Below are 15,598 nucleotides of genomic sequence, written 5' to 3' on the forward strand. Positions count from 1 at the left end.
CAGCCGAAGTGGAGCTGCTGAGTCAGAGCAACCCATCGAGCCGATGCTCCGGCGTGCCGTTGACCATCACGTAAGGAAGATCGAGCTGGGCGATCTGCGACGGCGTCCGCGCCATCACGTGCACCTCGCTGCTCAAGTCGCGGAGCGCGAGCCCCACGTCCTCGCAGACCCGCCTCATGCTGTTCGCCGAGTGCAGGCTGATATGGCCGTTGCGCGGACTGGCGTACCACCAGTCGCCTTCATGGCGCTCCGGGCGGACGAGCGTCGAGAAAATGCAGACGCCGCCTCGGGAGAGGCTGGCCAGTTCGAAGAACAGCCTGCGCTGGTCGGGCACGTGCTCGACCACCTCGAAGCAGGTCACAAGGTCGAAGGACCCAGCGGGCTTCTCGCTCGCGTCGTCATAGAAGGGGTCCCAGCTCACCGCGTCAATGCCCACCTCTCGCAGGGTGCGCGCGAGCAAGCCCTCGCCCCCACCGTAATCCAGGACACGCATGCCTGGCCGCACGAACCGCGCCACCCACGCCGCCAGCCTCGTCGGCCGCTCGAACACGAAGGGCGGGTCCGCCAGGCGATACTCCTCGTTGTAGATGCGCCGCTTGAACGTCTGGGGACTCCAGCCGTGGAGTTCAGGGGCCCACCAGAAGCCGCAACCCTGGCACTCGACATACAAGACGCTCCCCTCGTTGGTGGGGTACTGGCGTCGGCCTTCGAAGTAGCAGTTGCACGAGATGTTGAACTCTTTTCGAAGCACCTCGCGGGCATCGGCGGCGCGGCAGATGGGGCACGAGAGAGGCGAGGCGCGTTCGTGCATGTGCATGGGGTTTGTAAGGCGGCCAAGCGTGCGAAATCAATCCAGCCGACCATGTTTCCCCCTGCGGCGTCAGTGGAGGCAGAAACGACGGAAATCCGACCAGAACGTCGAAATTATACGGATTTCCGCCGGACGCCCTCAGCCTTACCTTGGCGGGGAGGGTTGCCCAGAGGAGTGTCATGACGCCCACAGAGAGAGCCGTGGCCCGACTGCCCGCCCACCTGCGCCGCTATGTGGCGGGTCAGGAGTACGAGTCCTATACGCCGCGCGATCAGGCGGTGTGGCGCCACATCCTCCGCCGGCTGCGCAGTCACCTTTCGGACAAGGCCCACTCGGCCTACCTGGAGGGGCTCGAGGCCACCGGCATCGGCGTGGAGCGCATCCCCAGCCTGGACGAGATGAACGAGAAGCTGGCCATACTGGGCTGGGCAGCAGTGGGCGTGCGCGGATTCATCCCTCCCGCGGTGTTCTCCGAGATGCAGTCCCTGGGCGTGCTGGCCATCGCCGCGGACATCCGCACGCACGAGCACATCCAGTACACGCCGGCGCCGGACTTCGTCCACGAGAGCGCTGGCCACGCCCCCATCATCGCCAACGCACGCTACGCGGAGTACCTCAAGCGCTGCGGCATGGCGGCCTTCAAGGCCATTGCCTCGGTGGAGGACCAGATCATCTTCGAGGCCATCCGCAACCTCAGCGTGGTAAAGGAGGACCCGTCCGCCACGCCCGAGGAGGTGGAGCACGCGCAGGCACGACTGGACGCGGCCTCGCGCAGCTGCCGCTACGTGAGCGAGAGCACCCGGGCCTCGCGCCTCTACTGGTGGACGGCCGAGTACGGCATGGTGGGCAGCCTGGAGAGCCCGCGCCTGTACGGAGCGGGCCTGCTGTCGAGCATCGGCGAAGCCGAGCACTGCCTCACCCCGGCGGTGAAGAAGGTGCCGCTGAGCGTCACCTGCTCGGACACGGAGTACGACATCACCCGGATGCAGCCGCAGCTCTTCGTCGCGCGGGACTTCGAGCACCTGTTCGAGGTGCTGGAGCAGTTCCAGGCGACGCTGGCGTGGAAGCGAGGCGGGGACTACGGCCTGCGCGAGGCGTGGAAGGCGCGCTCGGTGAACCACCTGGTGCTGGTGGACGGGCACGAGGTGACGGGCAAGGTGCTGGAGCTGATCGAGGGCCTGCGCCCCGTGGCTGAAGGGCTGGGCACGGCGCTGGTGCGCATGGAGGGCCCGGTGCTGCTCTCACGCCAGGGCAAGGCCCTGGGCAAGCCGTGGACCGGCGAGGCGCTGGTAGCCTTTGGAGCAGGCCCCCTGCCGGAGCGCGGCGAGTTCCAGTTCGAGCTGGTCAGCGGCCTGCGCCTGTCGGGCTTCGCTGTGGGCGGTGGCGAGGTGCTCCGCCTGCGAGCGACCATCGGCGGCCGGGAACTGGAGTTGCCCTCGGCGACGCGGCTCTTCCTGAGCGAGGGCCTGCCCTCCGTGGCGGGCGGGCCCGCGGATCCTGGCGCGTGGGATCGCTGGTTCGGCGAGCTCAACGCCTTCAGCGCGGGCGATGGCGAAGCACGGGCCCGGGCACGCAAGGCCCAGGCCCTGCCTCCAGCCCTGGCGGCGCTCTACCGCGAGGTGCGGGCCATGCGTGAGTCGGGCGAGGTCCGGCTGGAGCGCCTGGAGCAGCTCTCCCGGGCCGCCAGCGCGTTCCCGGACGACTGGCTGTTGAAGGTGGAAGTGGAGGAGCTGCGCGTGGCCTCTTCGACGGCACCGCTCCAGGGAATGGCGAGCCAGCGCTCCGCCAGTTCGCAGGCCTCCGCTCCTTGAACTCGTGACGCCACGGCGGTGCGGCCCGGAGGGCAACTCCTCTGCACCGTCCCCTGCGCCAATACCGGGCTGGCGGGGAGCTGGCACTACAACGACAATCCACACCGCGTGAGATTCACCCAGCCGCGTGGTGACGAGCCGGAGCATCCGGGCGCGACGCTGACGTGTCAGTAGACATGTCAGTGTCAGCATCGCATCCGGATGTGGACGCTCTTGAACGGCAGATCGAGCACTGCTGCGCCGGAATTGCGCCGGTGCTGGCGCTTGTTGAGCCTTCCCCCCATCCCTGGCTTGCCTCTCATGGCACGGTTCTCGCTTGCAGTGGGCCGGCCTGCTCGATGCAAGCATGGCTGCCGTGACCTGCGAGGGCTCGCGACTGGCCGCCCCGAACGGTGGCTGGCCGCCTGGGTGCTGCAGGAGGAAGATAGGGAGAATAATGAAGGATCTCGTGATCGGTCTCGCCAACAGTGTTCACGACGGCGCGATCGCGCTCTGCTCGGACGACGGGGTGTTCGCCGAAGCGTTCGAGCGGCACGTGCAGGTGAAGCGGGCACTCGGCTGCGCCGGCCTGTTCTCATCGTGGCGGCCACTCCGAACGGCCTTGCGCAGCGTCGGCATCACCACCACCGCCCTTCAGCGCGCTTCCATCCGGACCTCGTGGCAGCTCGGCGAGGACGACTTCGACGCCCTGCGCCGCACGCTGGCGCCCGCGGGCTCCGACGATGGCTTCCTCTCGATGAGCGCCGGCAGTACCGCCTGGGACTCCACGACCGCGATCCAGCTCGGATGGATCCTGCGGGGTGAGTTCCCTCACGTCTACCCGCCCCTCGGGGATGTGCCGCCCGCCGGCCCGAGCGCGATGCTCCGCTTCGCCGTGCCCCGCACCGAGCCGGTCGAGATCGACCGTGCAGCCGTGCCCCATCACCTGGCGCACGCCGCTCACGCGGTCTACACGTCACCGTTCGAGCGGTGTGTGGCTCTCGTTGTCGACGGCGCGGGCGAGCGCTCGAGCATCGATGTGTTCTCGTTCGCCGACGACACCTTCCGCCCGGTCTCGTCGACGAGTGCCGAGCACAGCCTCGGCTACCTCTACAGCACCGTCACCCAACTGTGTGGCTTCCAGTACTGGGAAGGCGAGGAGTGGAAGGTGATGGGCATGGCGGCGCACGGCGATCGCGTGCCTGAGCTGTACCGGTTCTTCCACGATCGCACCCAGGTTGACGGCCTCCAGGTCAAGCTCGCCTTTGGCCTGTCGTGGGTCGACGAGTTGCTCGCGCTGCTTCGCCCCGGGCGCCGCGAAGGCGGCGTCCTCCTGGCGGCGAACCTGGCGCGCTCGTTCCAAGACTACTTCGCTGACACCCTCGTGGCGCTCGTGAAGAACGTGCACGCCCTGGGGATCTCCGACGACCTCGCCTACAGTGGCGGCTGCGCCCTCAACTCGGCGGCGAATGGGCGACTCGTACGCGAGACCGGGTTTCGCCGGCTCCACGTGCCGAGTGCCCCAGCCGATGATGGCAACGCGCTCGGCGCCGCGCTGTACGAGCGCCATGCGGTGCGGCGCATCCCGCGGACGCCGGCGATCGCCTCGCCCTACCTCGGCAGCACGATCGATCTCGACGAACTCGAGCGCGCGCTGTCGTTCGCGACGTTCGACGCCGTCCGCATCGACGACGAGCAGGAGCTGTGTGACCGCACAGCCGCCGCCCTCGCGCAAGGCGAGATCATCGGCTGGTGCCAGGGGCGTGCTGAGTTCGGGCCTCGCGCCCTTGGGAACCGATCGATCCTCGCCGACCCGCGGCGCGGAGACATGCGCGATGTCATCAACCGACGCGTGAAATTCCGCGAGCAGTACCGTCCACTCGCTCCGGCGATCCTGCACGAGCACGGCGAGCGGTTCTTTCAAGGCTACGAGGAGAGCCCATACATGGAGCGGGCGCTCCCCTTCCGCGATGAGGTGAAGGCGCTCGTCCCGGCGGTGGTGCACCTCGACGGAACCGGGCGGCTGCAGTCCGTCACGCGGGAGAGAAATCCTCTCTTCCATACGCTGATCAGCGCGTTCGAGCGACACACGGGCATTCCCGTGCTCGTCAATACCTCCTACAACGTCATGGGCAAGCCGATCTCCCACAGCGCGACCGATGTGTTGACGGTCTTCGCCACGACCGGGCTCCACGCCCTTGTCGTGGGCCCGTGGTTGATTCGCAAACGCGCCTGACGCTTCGGAACCAGGACGGAGAGAATCCGTGGGAGGAAAGATGAACAAAGTGTGCTGGGTGGGCTTGCTGTGGGCCGTGGCGGTCGCGGCGGGCTGCAGCAAGGAGAAGACGGAGCCTGCGGCAGCGGGACAGGCGGGGAGTTCGGCGGCCGCCGTGAAGCCCGCTCCCGCCAAGGTGAAGCTGGCGCTCGACTGGGTGGCCGACCCTGAGTTCGGTGGCTTCTACGCCGCGCGTGAGAGTGGAGCCTATGCCCGCCACGGGCTGGAGGTGGAGCTGTTGGGAGGCGGCTCGGGGACTCCGGTGGTGCAGATGGTGGCCGCGGGCCAGGTGGAGTTCGGTGTCACCGGCGCGGATGCGGTGCTGAACGCCCGGACCCGAGGCGTGGATCTGGTCCCGTTGTTCGCCGTGTTTCAGACATACCCGCACGCCATCATGGCGCACCGCTCGCGAGGGGTCACGACGCTGGCACAGGTGCTCTCCAGCGGAACGCTGGCGCTGGAGCCGGGCCTGCCCTACGCGCAGTTCCTGAAGAAGAAGTACGGCTTCGACAAGGTGAAGATCGTCCCATACGACGGGGGCGTGGCACGCTTCATGGCGGACAAGGAGTTCGCCCAGCAATGCTTCCTCACCTCCGAGCCGCTCGCCGCCCGGAAGCAGGGCGCCGACCCGATCGTCTTCCCGGTGGCCGACGAGGGTTTCAACCCGTATGCCACGGTGGTGATCACTCGGCGGGAGTTCCTGAAGAGCTCGCCCGAGCGCGTGCGCGCCTTCGTCCAGGCCGTGCGCGAGGGGTGGCGCTCCTATCTGGACAACCCGAAGCCGGCCAATGACGTCATCGCGAAGCTCAACAACACCGTGGGCGCGGAGACCTTGGCTGAGATCTCCGAGGCCCAGAAGCCGCTCATCGAGACCGCTGAGACGAAGGAGAAGGGGTTGGGCGTCATGAGCCGCGAGCGCTGGGAGACGCTGGGCCAGCAGCTCGTGGAGCTGGGAATCATCGAGAAGGCCCCCCTCGTGGATGAATACCTGCTGCCGGAGTTCTCGGGCACCACAGCCCCGGCCCGGTGAGGTCTCGCGCACCTGCGGGTTCACTGCGCTGGGGCAGTAGCACCCTTGAGCAGCCCGCTCACACTGTTGAAGAGAGCCTTGTCCCGCACCACATAGAACAGGCCACCCCGGCCGTTCTGGCTGCTGGCGCAGTTCCCGGAGAGAGCCCCCTGCTGGTTCATGTCGCCGAAGATGGCCAGCGGCTGGGCCGCGTCGAGCGAGACGCCGATCTTGGCGTGATTGAAGTTCGCTCCCATCCCTCCGGTGAGTCCCAGCTCCGCCTTCTCCCAGGTGCCCGTGGTGGCGATCTCGACGCGCCCGGGCGTACCCAACCCTGGCTGCCAGCAATCTGGCGCCCCACCTGTGGTGGACGGAATCTCCGGTTTCTCCCACCAGGAGGCGACCCGCAGCGGGACGCCGCCGAGCGTGGCGGAGATGAGCTGCCAGGGCGGTACCTCCAGCTTGGAGGGCTTGGAGATCAAGCGGACGCCGCTGGACAGCACATCGTTGGTGATCGCCGTGCTGCTGGACTTGGTGCCCAGCGCCTTCACCAGCGCCTGGATGTCCGCCGGGCCGCCATTGCGCACGATCTGCGGATTGCTGGGGTCCGTGACCACGCTGGCGTTCGCCAGGGCTTTGAGAAGCACCTTGAGGTCATTCTTGTTGAGCGTGAGGGCGAAGAAGTGCTGGCTGACCTCGACGTCGTCGTCCTTGATGCAGCCCAGGGTGTTGCCGTCCGTCTTGCGAGGATGGGTGCTGCTGCCGGAGGCGGGCCAGGACGGGGTGCTGACCTGCAACGCAAAGCCCTGCCCCTGGCTGTTCCAGGCCACCATGCCCTTGGAATGGCCCCAGGGTGAGCTGCACGAAGTCCCAGTGCAGCCTTCGATTGCCGGATCGCCATAGAACTGGTCGTTCCAGAGCACATAGAAATAGGCAGGGCTCTGGTAGACCTGGGCGAAGGTGGCTCCGAGCGGATCCATCGTGTCGTCGCCGATGCAGTCGTTCCCCATGTGGAACGTGCCGTCACCGCTCGAGGTGAAGACATACTGTTGGCTGAACACCTTGTAGTTCTTCACCTGGCCGCCAAAGATGCATTGGCGCTCATCCGTGGAGGCCGCGCACTGCGGGAAGTTGGCGGAGTTGAACTTGAACGCCACCCACCAGGGCACGGATCTTCCCGTCTTCAGGAGCGGCGCCGGGGCCGACACCAAGGCCTTCTTCGAGCCCTGCGCGGAAGCAGGGCCCGCGAGTGCCAGCGAGAAAAAGATCAACGCAACGACTGCCCAGCCCACCAGGCGATGTGCTGCGGCTGCCCATGCATACTCACGGCTTCTCATGTTCCCCCCAGGCGTTTGTCGGCAGGAGCGTCTCGCCCCCCCCCAGTGGCCATCATCCACCAGGTGGACCCCCTCCATGAAGGCACGTACTCCTATCGGCGCATACCTACGGACCCTCTCGACACCGCCCCACACGCTGAGTACAATCCCCACCTCAGCTCACTCTCGCTCCCCCGAGGTTGCCCATGGGCATTGATTCCGTTGGTGGTTCGTCGTCCCGCTCCACCCAGAACTCGGTCTCCTCCAACAACACACGGGGGCTCTCTTCCGCCACGAGCACCCGAACCGACACGGCTGCCGAGACCGTCGCCAAGGACCAGGCCGTCGCCACGACGCCCTCGGTGAACTTCGATGCGAGCTCGTTCGAGGCGGCCAAGGACCTCACGGGGATGCCCAGCCTCACGTCCCCCACGCCAATCAGCGAGATGTCGCTGCCCGACACCGCGTTCGATCCGGTCCAGTCCCTCGGGGCGATGCCGGAGCTGCTGGGTCCCGACCCGCTGAGCCCCGAGCCGCAGACCTTCGTCAGTGACTTCACCGTGCCGGAGGGGCAACTGACGTTCGATGCCGAGGGCCAGGAGGTGAAGGGGGCCTACTTCAGCCGCGAGGCCCACTGGCCCGGCGGCGCATCGGGAGTCACCATCGGCCGTGGCTATGACATGAAGAATCGCTCGGAGGCGGACGTCGTCTCCGATCTGGTCGCCGCGGGCGTACCCCGTGCCGATGCCGAGGTCCTCTCCAAGGGCGCGGGCCTGAGCGGCAAGGAGGCCTCCGACTTCATCGACAAGCCCGAAGTCAAAGCCGTGGAGATCTCCTCGCTGGCGCAGAAGAACCTGTTCAGCACGGTGTACGACAAGTACGAAGCGGACGTGAAGCGCATCTCCGAGAAGCCGGACACCGTGGCCAAGTACGGCTCCGTCGACTTCGACAAGCTGGACCCTGCCATCAAGGATGTCGCGGTGGACCTCATCTACCGGGGGGACTACACGCCCACCACCCGGAAGGAGGTTCAGCAGCACCTGGTCAACAATGATCTCCAGGGGCTCAAGGATCTGCTCTCCGACGAGACCAAGATGACCCAGGACTGGGGCGTGCCGAAGGATCGCTTCGAGCGGCGCAGGGATTACTTGCAGGCGGCGCTGGACGCGCAATAGGCGCTCGGGCGTGAACGCGAGACTCCTGTCCCTGGTGGCCCTGGCGTTGACCGGGGCCCTGCTCACGCATTGCCGGCATGGCGCGGAGGGAGGTGGCCCCCCCTCGGCCTCCCCCTCGATTGAACCGCTCGAGGTGCCCTCGCTGCTCGGGCTTCGAGACAGCCGCCTGGATCAGCTCCAGGTCTCGGCCAACGGCACCCTGCTCTTCTCCCGGTGGGCACTGCCCGATGCGGCCTTCGACTACCGCGTGGTGCGCCTGCCGGACGGAGCACCGGTGTGGAGCTGGCAAGGCAGCTTCCATAATGATCTGTGGAAGCTCGCGCTGAGCCCGGATGGAACGGCGGGCTTTGTCTTCCTGCCGGTGGGCCCGGAGGCTCCCTTCATCATCTTCCGGAGCTCTGGTGCTCCCATTCCGATGACGGATGTGGAGTTCACGGGCGGCGCCTGGGCCAACGGCGGAGGCTGGTTCGGAGGCTCCTCCGGCGCGTACAACGCCGACGGCACTCCGCGCGGCAAGCCGGTCCCGGACTGGGTGAAGGTGAAGGACGAGCTGTTCCTCACGGGAACCCGGCCCGATACCTTGCGGTACATGCACGCCGGGAGCGTCATGGAATGGGATGGCCGCTCTCCTCCCACCGTGGCCGGAGCCTGGCGTTGTGCCTCCCAGGTGGAACAGCACCGGCTGTCCCCCCATGAGCCGGGGCGGTTCTCACCGGACGGCCGTTACATCGCCTGGGTCCTCCGAGCCTCGAGCGCCCTCACCGTCTGTGATGGAGAGAGCGGCCTCGAGTTCGAGCTCTCTCCCAACCCGGCTGCCGTGGCCTGGACGAGCAACAGACACCTGTGGTGGATCCACGAGGGCTCGCTGTTGGGCATGGATGTCGTCACGCGCGAGAGCCTGCCGCGCATCCAACTGCCCGGGGGAGCCAAGGCCGTCTCGCTGGCGGCCTCGACCCAACCGCCCGCCCTCTTCGTGGGCACCGGCACAGGTCACCTGTTCCGGATCCCCCTGAGGCCTGAGGCCGCCCCGTAGCCCGCTTGCCCCAGGGGCTCGACCCCGGCTCCGCGCCGGCCTGAAGCGTCCTCACTCCGGACTGGAGGAGTCCTCTTCCTGGGCTCTCGCCTGCTCGAGTTGGGCCTTCGCCTTCTTGCGCTCCAGCATCCGCAACTGCTGCCGCTCCCGCCGGCGCCGGCGAGCGTCCTGCAGGAAGTCCATCCATCGGATGAGCGGATCCCTCCAGGCCGAGTGTTGCTCCCGGGGGAGATCCCTGTTGTTGAGGCCCCACTTCTCGCGCGCCACCATCTTCGCGTCGTAGCCGAAGAGCGCCTCGTAGAAGCCCTCCCAGTCCTCGCCGCTGTACGTGCACACGAACTGCCGGAGCGAGCTCTCCTCCAGGCCTCTCAGACGCATGGAGCGCAGCATCTGCTCCACCTGGCTGACGGGAGGCCGGCGCTCGGCGTCCACCTTGCGATCCACGAACACGTAGAAGCCCAGGGCGAACAACAGCCCGCTTCCCATCAAGATGATCGTCGGCAGGATCAATTGGACGCGGTAGAGGCCATACCCCGCGCCCCCCAACATCAGCAGCCACACCAGCCACGTGAAGAGCGGCGCCTGGAAGACGAATTGGCGGCAGCGCAGGAAGAGCGCGCCCTTCTCGAACACGCCCCTCACGATGAAGGAGGAGAGCCACGCGGAGGCGGTGAAGGCGGCCACGCCGAGCCCCCAGGGCGGACCGAGCCGCCACTCGAGCACGCCGGTGACGACCGCGGCCAGCATCGTCAGCATCAGCACCAGCCTGCGGCGCCACAGCGCCCACCGGGAGGCAGTGAACTCCTGCACGCAGTGCTCCAGGAGATTGGCGTGCTGCTCACGCGGACCGAACGCCCCGTTGCTATCGAAGCCCAGGAACCCCTCGAGCGCCTCGATGACCGCGGCCATGTTCTGGAAACGATCCTCGGGGCGCTTGGCCAGCATCTGCATCACGATGGCCGACAGCGCCTCGGGCACGTTCGGGTTGCGCTTGTCCGGAGCCACGGGCGGCTCCTTGACGTGCTGCTCCATCACCATGGGAATCAGATCCGCCATGAACGGAGGGCGGCCGGTGAGCAGGTGGTAGAGCGTGCACCCGAGCGAATAGATGTCCGCGCGCGCATCCACCTTCGAGGAGTCCTGCACCTGCTCCGGAGCCATGTACGCCGGCGTCCCCATGGCGTAGTCCGAGGGGTTCTTCCCCACGTAGGTGAGCGGTGCCTGCTTGGCGCGGGCCTTGCGCGCGCTGTTGGCGAGCTTCACCAGGCCCAGGTCCGCCACCTTCACGATGCCGTTGTTGTTGAGCAGCAGGTTGTCCGGCTTGATGTCCCGGTGGACCATTCCCCGGTCGTGAGCGAACTGGAGCCCGCGCGCGGCCTGGAGGATGTACCCGGCCGCCACCTCGGGATCGAGCGAACCCTGCCGCCGGACCATCGTCCGCAGGCTCTGGGCATCCACGTACTCCATGCTGAAGAAGTGGAACTGCTTGTCCGAGCCACAGTCGTAAATCTGAACGATGTTGTGGTGGATGAGCTGGGCGGCGGCGAAGGCCTCCTGGGTGAAGCGAAGGACGAACTGGGGATCCCCGGCGAACTCGGGCCGGAGGATCTTCACGGCCACTTCCCGATCGAGCGAGAGCTGGGAGGCGAGCCACACGGTCCCCATCCCGCCGACTCCGAGCCTGTGGATGAGCTGATAGCCCCCCAGCTTCATGCCCTCGACGAGAGAGTCCGTCTCCTCGAGCTGCGGCTGGGAGTCCACCGGATCCGGGCTCACCGCGGGCTTCCGGGTTCCGGGCGGCAACGTGGAGGTGTGCGCGAAATCCGTCACCTGCTCCGGCACTGAGTCCACGGGCTGACGCGGGAGCGGGGTCTTCTTCACCGCGGCCACGGGAGGAGTCACCGACGGAGGACTCGGCTGGGGAGGCTCCTCGGGGAAGGGCACCATGACGGTGCGCTCGACGCGGCCGGCCTTCGCCGCCTCCTTGCCCACGGGCCCGCCGGGGAGGGTGTTGGCGGGAGACTCCTGGGTGGAGTCGGCAGCAGCGCGAGGCTCCTCCGAGGCGGGGCGCGCCTGGAGCGCCGCACGGGTCGAGGTCCGCGTTCGCGGGGTGGCGGGAGGCTCGGGGAACGGCACCATGATGGTGCGCTCGGCGGCCCCCGCGGGCTGCGGGGCCTTCCCTTCCCGAATCTCGCGCGGAACGGTGAGCTCGGGAGTCGTCGGGACGGCGTCGATATCCGTCTGGGCAGGCGCGGGAGCACCGGGCAGCGTGTGGACGGCCGTCGGAGGCTCCACGGCCTTCGACTCCGCGGGACGCTCCGCGCGAGCCAGGGCTCGGAGTTCCTGTGTGCGGGTTCGCGGAGTCCCCGCCTGTTGCTGCGTGGAGACCAGAACCGTCCGCTCAGCCGTCTGCGTGCGCGCGGGCGCCGTCGGCTCTGGCGGAGAAGGCTGGAGCCTGCGCTCAATCGTCTGCGTGCGCGCGGGCGCCGTCGGCTCTGAAGGAGAAGGCTGGAGCTTGCGCTCAGCTGTCCTCGTGCGCGCGGGTCCCTCCTTCGGTTTCTCGGCCGGAGCAGGGACGACGAGGGTCTTCTCTTTCGCCTCCCCTTTTGGAGGCTTCTCCTCCTCGGCCATCGGCTTTGCAGCGTAGCACAACCCGTACGGGCACACCGCCCAGGCATCGGATCACACCGCACTGAGTTGTCTCGTTTTTCAACTTTAGATGCTCTATCGGCTTTCGTGCCGCTGCGAGGGCGCCACCTTGGAGATCCAACAGGTTCCGCTGCCTGGCAGGCTGCTTCCCCCTACGCCTCCAGGAGCAGTCCCCGGAGTGCTCGAATCGGAAGCGGTGAGCACGGGGGGCGGGGACTCAAGGGGTTGGCCGCGGGGCGCGGTGGCTCAGCGCCACACTGCCCAGGATGAGCGTGCCGGCAATGCCCATGGTCAACGTCAGCGGCTCATCGAGCAGCAGCCACGCCCACGCCACGCCGAACAGCGGGACGAGATAGGTCACGGTCGCCGCGCGGCCGGGGCCGATGCGCTGGATCAAGCGGTAGAACATGGCATAGGCGACGCCCGTGCAGAGCACGCCGCTCATCGCCGCCGAGAACCACGAGCGGGCGGGAATCTCATGCTGGGGCCACTGCGCAATCGCGAACGGCAGCGCCATCAAAGCGGCGGCGCCGAGCGTGGAGGCGGCCACCGCGGTCGGCGGCAGGCCGGTGAGGTACCTGCGCACCAGGTTCGCGCCGATGCCGTAGAGGAAGGCCGCGGTGGAACCTGCGGCCACCGCCCAACCAACGCTCGCACCCGCGGCCTTGCCACTGGCGAGCACCACGACGCCAGCGAACCCGGCCACCAGCGCGATTGCGCGTTGCGTGCCGATCTTCTCCCCGAAGAAGAGGAAGCCCACGAGCGCGGTGAACAGCACCGCCATCGAGTTGGCGATCGCTCCGATGCCCGCCGGGGCCCGTTGCGCGGCCCAGGCGAACAGCAGGAACGGGATGGCCGAGTTGATCGCGCCCACCAGCACGAGCATGGGCCAGCGCTTCAGGTGCAACTGCGCACGCGCGCGCCAGAGAAACGGCAGCAGCACCAGGGTGCCGAGCGCCAGGCGGATCTCGACCAGCGGCACGGTGCCGAAGTCCTTGGCGGCCACGCGCATGAACATGAAGGACGCGCCCCAGATGGCGCCGAGCAGGGCCAGCTCCAGCGGAGTCCTCCAGACCTGGGTGTTGGGCGAGTCCAGAGGAACCGAGACGGCATCGACCGTGCGCATGGGGAGACTCCCAAGAGGAGCGAAGGCTGCGGCAACCATCCGCTTTGTGGCTAGAGTTCCTTCTGATTAGCGAGCGGAGTACCGAGGCACAAGCGCATCATATTGGGGTCAGACACAAACCAGATTTGAGGCTCATCATGGCATTGCGTCCCGACTGGCTGCCAGCCCTGGCGGCGTTCGAAGCCGCCGCCCGCCACCAGAACTTCGCCCACGCCGCTGAGGAGCTGCACCTCACGGCGAGCGCCGTCAGCCATCACGTGCGCAGGCTGGAAGCCCAGTTGGAGGTGGCCCTCTTCCAGCGCCATGCGCGCGGTGTGTCCTTGACCGCCGAGGGCCGGAAGCTGGCCGACGCCGCCAGCACCGCGATGGCGGATGTGGACAGTGTGCTGCGTGGGCTGCACTCGGCACGCGAGGAGCAGGAGCTCGTGCGCATCACCACCCTGCACTCGCTGAACTACACGTGGCTGCTCCCGCGGTTGCCAGCCTTCACGGCCGCGCATCCGCATATCCGTCTCACGGTGGATACCGAGATGGCGCTGGCGCGCTTCGACGAGGGAGGGCCGGACCTGGGTATTCGCTATGGTCCCGGGCACTGGCCGGGACTGACGGCGCACCATCTGATGGACGATGCCATGTTCCCTGTGGCGTCGCCGAAGCTGGCGGGGTTGGGCTCCATCACCCAGCCCGAGCATGTGGCGCGGCTGCCGTTGATCACCGATCTCTCGCGGCAGGGCTGGCACGACTGGTTCCGCGCGGCGGGGGTGCACGGCATCAAGCTCGACGAGCGCTACAACTTCAGTGACACCACGTCTGCCCTGAACGCGGCCAGCTTCGGAATCGGCGCGGCGCTGGCGCGCGAGCGGGTCGCGGCGCCGTATCTGACCGAGGGGAGATTGATACAGCTACCGGGGCCGACGGTGAAGACGCGCTGGGAGTACTACGTGGTGTATCCCGCGCATCGTCGCCTCCGGGCGCCCGCGCGGGCGTTCGTGGACTGGCTGCTGGCGACGCGCTGAGGGGCGAGATCTACGGCCGCACGAATATGCTCAAGAGGTTTCCCAATGGCTTCGGACCTACTACCTGAACCGCGCTTCTTCGTGCTTGAGGCAGATGTGTGGGGGCCTCATGACACTCAGTTCGACACGTGCGAGCCTGAAAACATAGGGAAGGCCCCGCGTTGTCCCAGGTGTGGCGACCCCATCGGCATGAAAGTGTGGCTGCCCCCCTACCGTGTCGAGTTGGAGTTGCATGGCCAAGACCTTGGTGATTTCACGAGAGGACCTGGGGATGAAATACTCATCTCCGAGCGGTTTGCACAAGCGTTTGAAGTAGAAGGCCTGACAGGACTCCTCGGCTTTCATCCTGTCGAGGTGGTACGTGTGCGGCGGAAACGCAAGGGCCCCAAGCCCAGTGCCGTGCCCCGCTACTTTGTCGTCAGCCCATGCTTTGGCCGTGGTGCCGTGGATGAGGCGCGAAGTCGCTTGCGCCGCGACAAACTCGTGACATGCCCAGAGTGCCGTTCCACGGGAGTAGACACCATCCACGGCTTTACTCTGGAGCCAGGCACTTGGCAGGGCGAGGACGTGTTCTACCCCCGTGGCCTCCAGGGGGACCTCGTCGTCTCCGAACGCTTCGCCAACTTCGTCAAGCGGCACGGTTTGACAAACATGAAGTTGATCCCCGCTGAGGAGTACATCTGTGATCCGGATCACAAAGGCCCCCCAGCCACCCCCTGAACTCAGCTTTTACATCGACGGGCTCAACGAGGTCACGGCCGCCACCCGGGCCCGCATCGCCCAGTTCGTCGAGAACAACTTCCACGGCAACATCCTGATCGCCACGCAGCCTACCGGGTGGGACCGCCCGGCGACCGCGCGCCTCTACGAGCTGAAGCCCCTGTCCGAGAAGCAGCTCGCCGACTTCCCCCCGCCCCGAACAGCACCTCGCGGACCCACGCTTCCGTGGCGTCTACTTCCTTCTGGCTCTGCTGCTAGCGCCCAGAGGACGCCCGGAAGCTGCGCGCCCTCTTGGTGGAGCACGCCGCCCAGACGCGCGACCACATCACCTGCGGCGGGGTCGTCAACCTGCGCCGCCCGCCGGGCTCGTCCTTCACGCCAGCGTCGCTCTCAACGTAGGCTGAGGGTTTTGCTTCCGCCTTGCTGCGGGTTCGATTTCCGCCGCCTCCGCTTTTTGCTGCGTCTTTACGGATGGTTAGCGACTTCTTCCATTGGTGACCTGTCCCATCAACTCCTGAATGACCTGAACAGGACGCCCCACATCGCAACGTGGCTGGCGTAAGGGGCCGCGCAGGAATAAAGTTTCAGTTTGCGGGTGCCCGAGATCGTGCCCATCAATGTAGGCATGGACCTGGAGGAAGTCATCGCGGCGAAGTACCAAGCGCTTGAGAGCGGACT

12 protein-coding genes are annotated in these 15,598 nt (G+C 67.1%); 7 read left to right on the plus strand and 5 right to left on the minus strand.

Going from position 1 to position 15,598, the window contains the following annotated elements; genetic code table 11:
• Nucleotides 1–22: 22 nt before the first annotated feature.
• Nucleotides 23–817, minus strand: a complete 795-nt coding sequence (locus tag KY501_RS39325; protein WP_224369030.1) for a class I SAM-dependent methyltransferase — start codon at nt 815–817, stop codon at nt 23–25.
• A gap of 173 nt (nt 818–990) precedes the next feature.
• Between KY501_RS39325 and KY501_RS39330 the strand changes: the two genes are divergently transcribed.
• The 3 genes from KY501_RS39330 (at nt 991) to KY501_RS39340 (ending at nt 5,906) form a co-directional block, all read left to right on the plus strand.
• Nucleotides 991–2,622: an aromatic amino acid hydroxylase gene (locus KY501_RS39330; RefSeq protein WP_224369031.1), complete on the plus strand. Its 1,632-nt coding sequence runs from the start codon at nt 991–993 to the stop codon at nt 2,620–2,622.
• 436 nt (nt 2,623–3,058) lie between these two features.
• A complete protein-coding gene (locus tag KY501_RS39335; RefSeq protein ID WP_224369032.1) occupies nt 3,059–4,837 on the plus strand; it encodes a carbamoyltransferase C-terminal domain-containing protein in 1,779 nt (592 codons plus the stop codon).
• A 40-nt stretch (nt 4,838–4,877) separates the two neighbouring features.
• Nucleotides 4,878–5,906 carry an ABC transporter substrate-binding protein gene (locus KY501_RS39340; RefSeq protein WP_255637194.1) on the plus strand — a complete coding sequence of 343 codons (1,029 nt, stop codon included), beginning with the start codon at nt 4,878–4,880 and terminating at the stop codon, nt 5,904–5,906.
• A gap of 20 nt (nt 5,907–5,926) precedes the next feature.
• On the opposite strand, the gene KY501_RS39345 is transcribed toward KY501_RS39340, so the two are convergent.
• Nucleotides 5,927–7,222, minus strand: coding sequence for a deoxyribonuclease II family protein (locus tag KY501_RS39345; protein WP_224369033.1), 1,296 nt, complete (start codon nt 7,220–7,222; stop codon nt 5,927–5,929).
• 185 nt (nt 7,223–7,407) lie between these two features.
• Between KY501_RS39345 and KY501_RS39350 the strand changes: the two genes are divergently transcribed.
• Together KY501_RS39350 and KY501_RS39355 are read left to right on the plus strand one after the other, a co-directional pair.
• Nucleotides 7,408–8,376 carry a pesticin C-terminus-like muramidase gene (locus tag KY501_RS39350; protein WP_224369034.1) on the plus strand — a complete coding sequence of 323 codons (969 nt, stop codon included), beginning with the start codon at nt 7,408–7,410 and terminating at the stop codon, nt 8,374–8,376.
• 10 nt (nt 8,377–8,386) lie between these two features.
• Nucleotides 8,387–9,409, plus strand: a complete 1,023-nt coding sequence (locus KY501_RS39355; RefSeq protein ID WP_224369035.1) for a hypothetical protein — start codon at nt 8,387–8,389, stop codon at nt 9,407–9,409.
• Nucleotides 9,410–9,460: 51 nt separating this feature from the next.
• On the opposite strand, the gene KY501_RS39360 is transcribed toward KY501_RS39355, so the two are convergent.
• Nucleotides 9,461–12,040, minus strand: coding sequence for a serine/threonine-protein kinase (locus KY501_RS39360; protein ID WP_224369036.1), 2,580 nt, complete (start codon nt 12,038–12,040; stop codon nt 9,461–9,463).
• A gap of 235 nt (nt 12,041–12,275) precedes the next feature.
• Nucleotides 12,276–13,184, minus strand: coding sequence for a DMT family transporter (locus tag KY501_RS39365; RefSeq protein ID WP_224369037.1), 909 nt, complete (start codon nt 13,182–13,184; stop codon nt 12,276–12,278).
• 137 nt (nt 13,185–13,321) lie between these two features.
• Here KY501_RS39365 and KY501_RS39370 point away from each other — a divergent pair, with 137 nt between their 5' ends.
• Nucleotides 13,322–14,200, plus strand: a complete 879-nt coding sequence (locus KY501_RS39370; protein WP_224369038.1) for a LysR substrate-binding domain-containing protein — start codon at nt 13,322–13,324, stop codon at nt 14,198–14,200.
• A 189-nt stretch (nt 14,201–14,389) separates the two neighbouring features.
• Nucleotides 14,390–14,920: a hypothetical protein gene (locus tag KY501_RS39375; protein WP_224369039.1), complete on the plus strand. Its 531-nt coding sequence runs from the start codon at nt 14,390–14,392 to the stop codon at nt 14,918–14,920.
• Between the two features lie 475 nt (nt 14,921–15,395).
• On the opposite strand, the gene KY501_RS39380 is transcribed toward KY501_RS39375, so the two are convergent.
• Nucleotides 15,396–15,598 (minus strand): hypothetical protein (locus KY501_RS39380; protein ID WP_224369040.1); only part of this gene is annotated, 203 nt, incomplete at its 5' end.

The organism is Hyalangium versicolor (genome assembly GCF_020103695.1).
GTDB lineage: Bacteria > Myxococcota > Myxococcia > Myxococcales > Myxococcaceae > Hyalangium > Hyalangium versicolor.

Coding starts and splice junctions, on each gene's coding strand:
- KY501_RS39365 (WP_224369037.1), bottom strand. CDS start 13,184: ATGCGCACGGTCGATGCCGTCTCGGTTCCTCTGGACTCGCCCAACACC.
- KY501_RS39360 (WP_224369036.1), bottom strand. CDS start 12,040: ATGGCCGAGGAGGAGAAGCCTCCAAAAGGGGAGGCGAAAGAGAAGACC.
- KY501_RS39350 (WP_224369034.1), top strand. CDS start 7,408: ATGGGCATTGATTCCGTTGGTGGTTCGTCGTCCCGCTCCACCCAGAAC.
- KY501_RS39335 (WP_224369032.1), top strand. CDS start 3,059: ATGAAGGATCTCGTGATCGGTCTCGCCAACAGTGTTCACGACGGCGCG.
- KY501_RS39375 (WP_224369039.1), top strand. CDS start 14,390: ATGAAAGTGTGGCTGCCCCCCTACCGTGTCGAGTTGGAGTTGCATGGC.
- KY501_RS39340 (WP_255637194.1), top strand. CDS start 4,878: ATGAACAAAGTGTGCTGGGTGGGCTTGCTGTGGGCCGTGGCGGTCGCG.
- KY501_RS39325 (WP_224369030.1), bottom strand. CDS start 817: ATGCACATGCACGAACGCGCCTCGCCTCTCTCGTGCCCCATCTGCCGC.
- KY501_RS39345 (WP_224369033.1), bottom strand. CDS start 7,222: ATGAGAAGCCGTGAGTATGCATGGGCAGCCGCAGCACATCGCCTGGTG.
- KY501_RS39330 (WP_224369031.1), top strand. CDS start 991: ATGACGCCCACAGAGAGAGCCGTGGCCCGACTGCCCGCCCACCTGCGC.
- KY501_RS39370 (WP_224369038.1), top strand. CDS start 13,322: ATGGCATTGCGTCCCGACTGGCTGCCAGCCCTGGCGGCGTTCGAAGCC.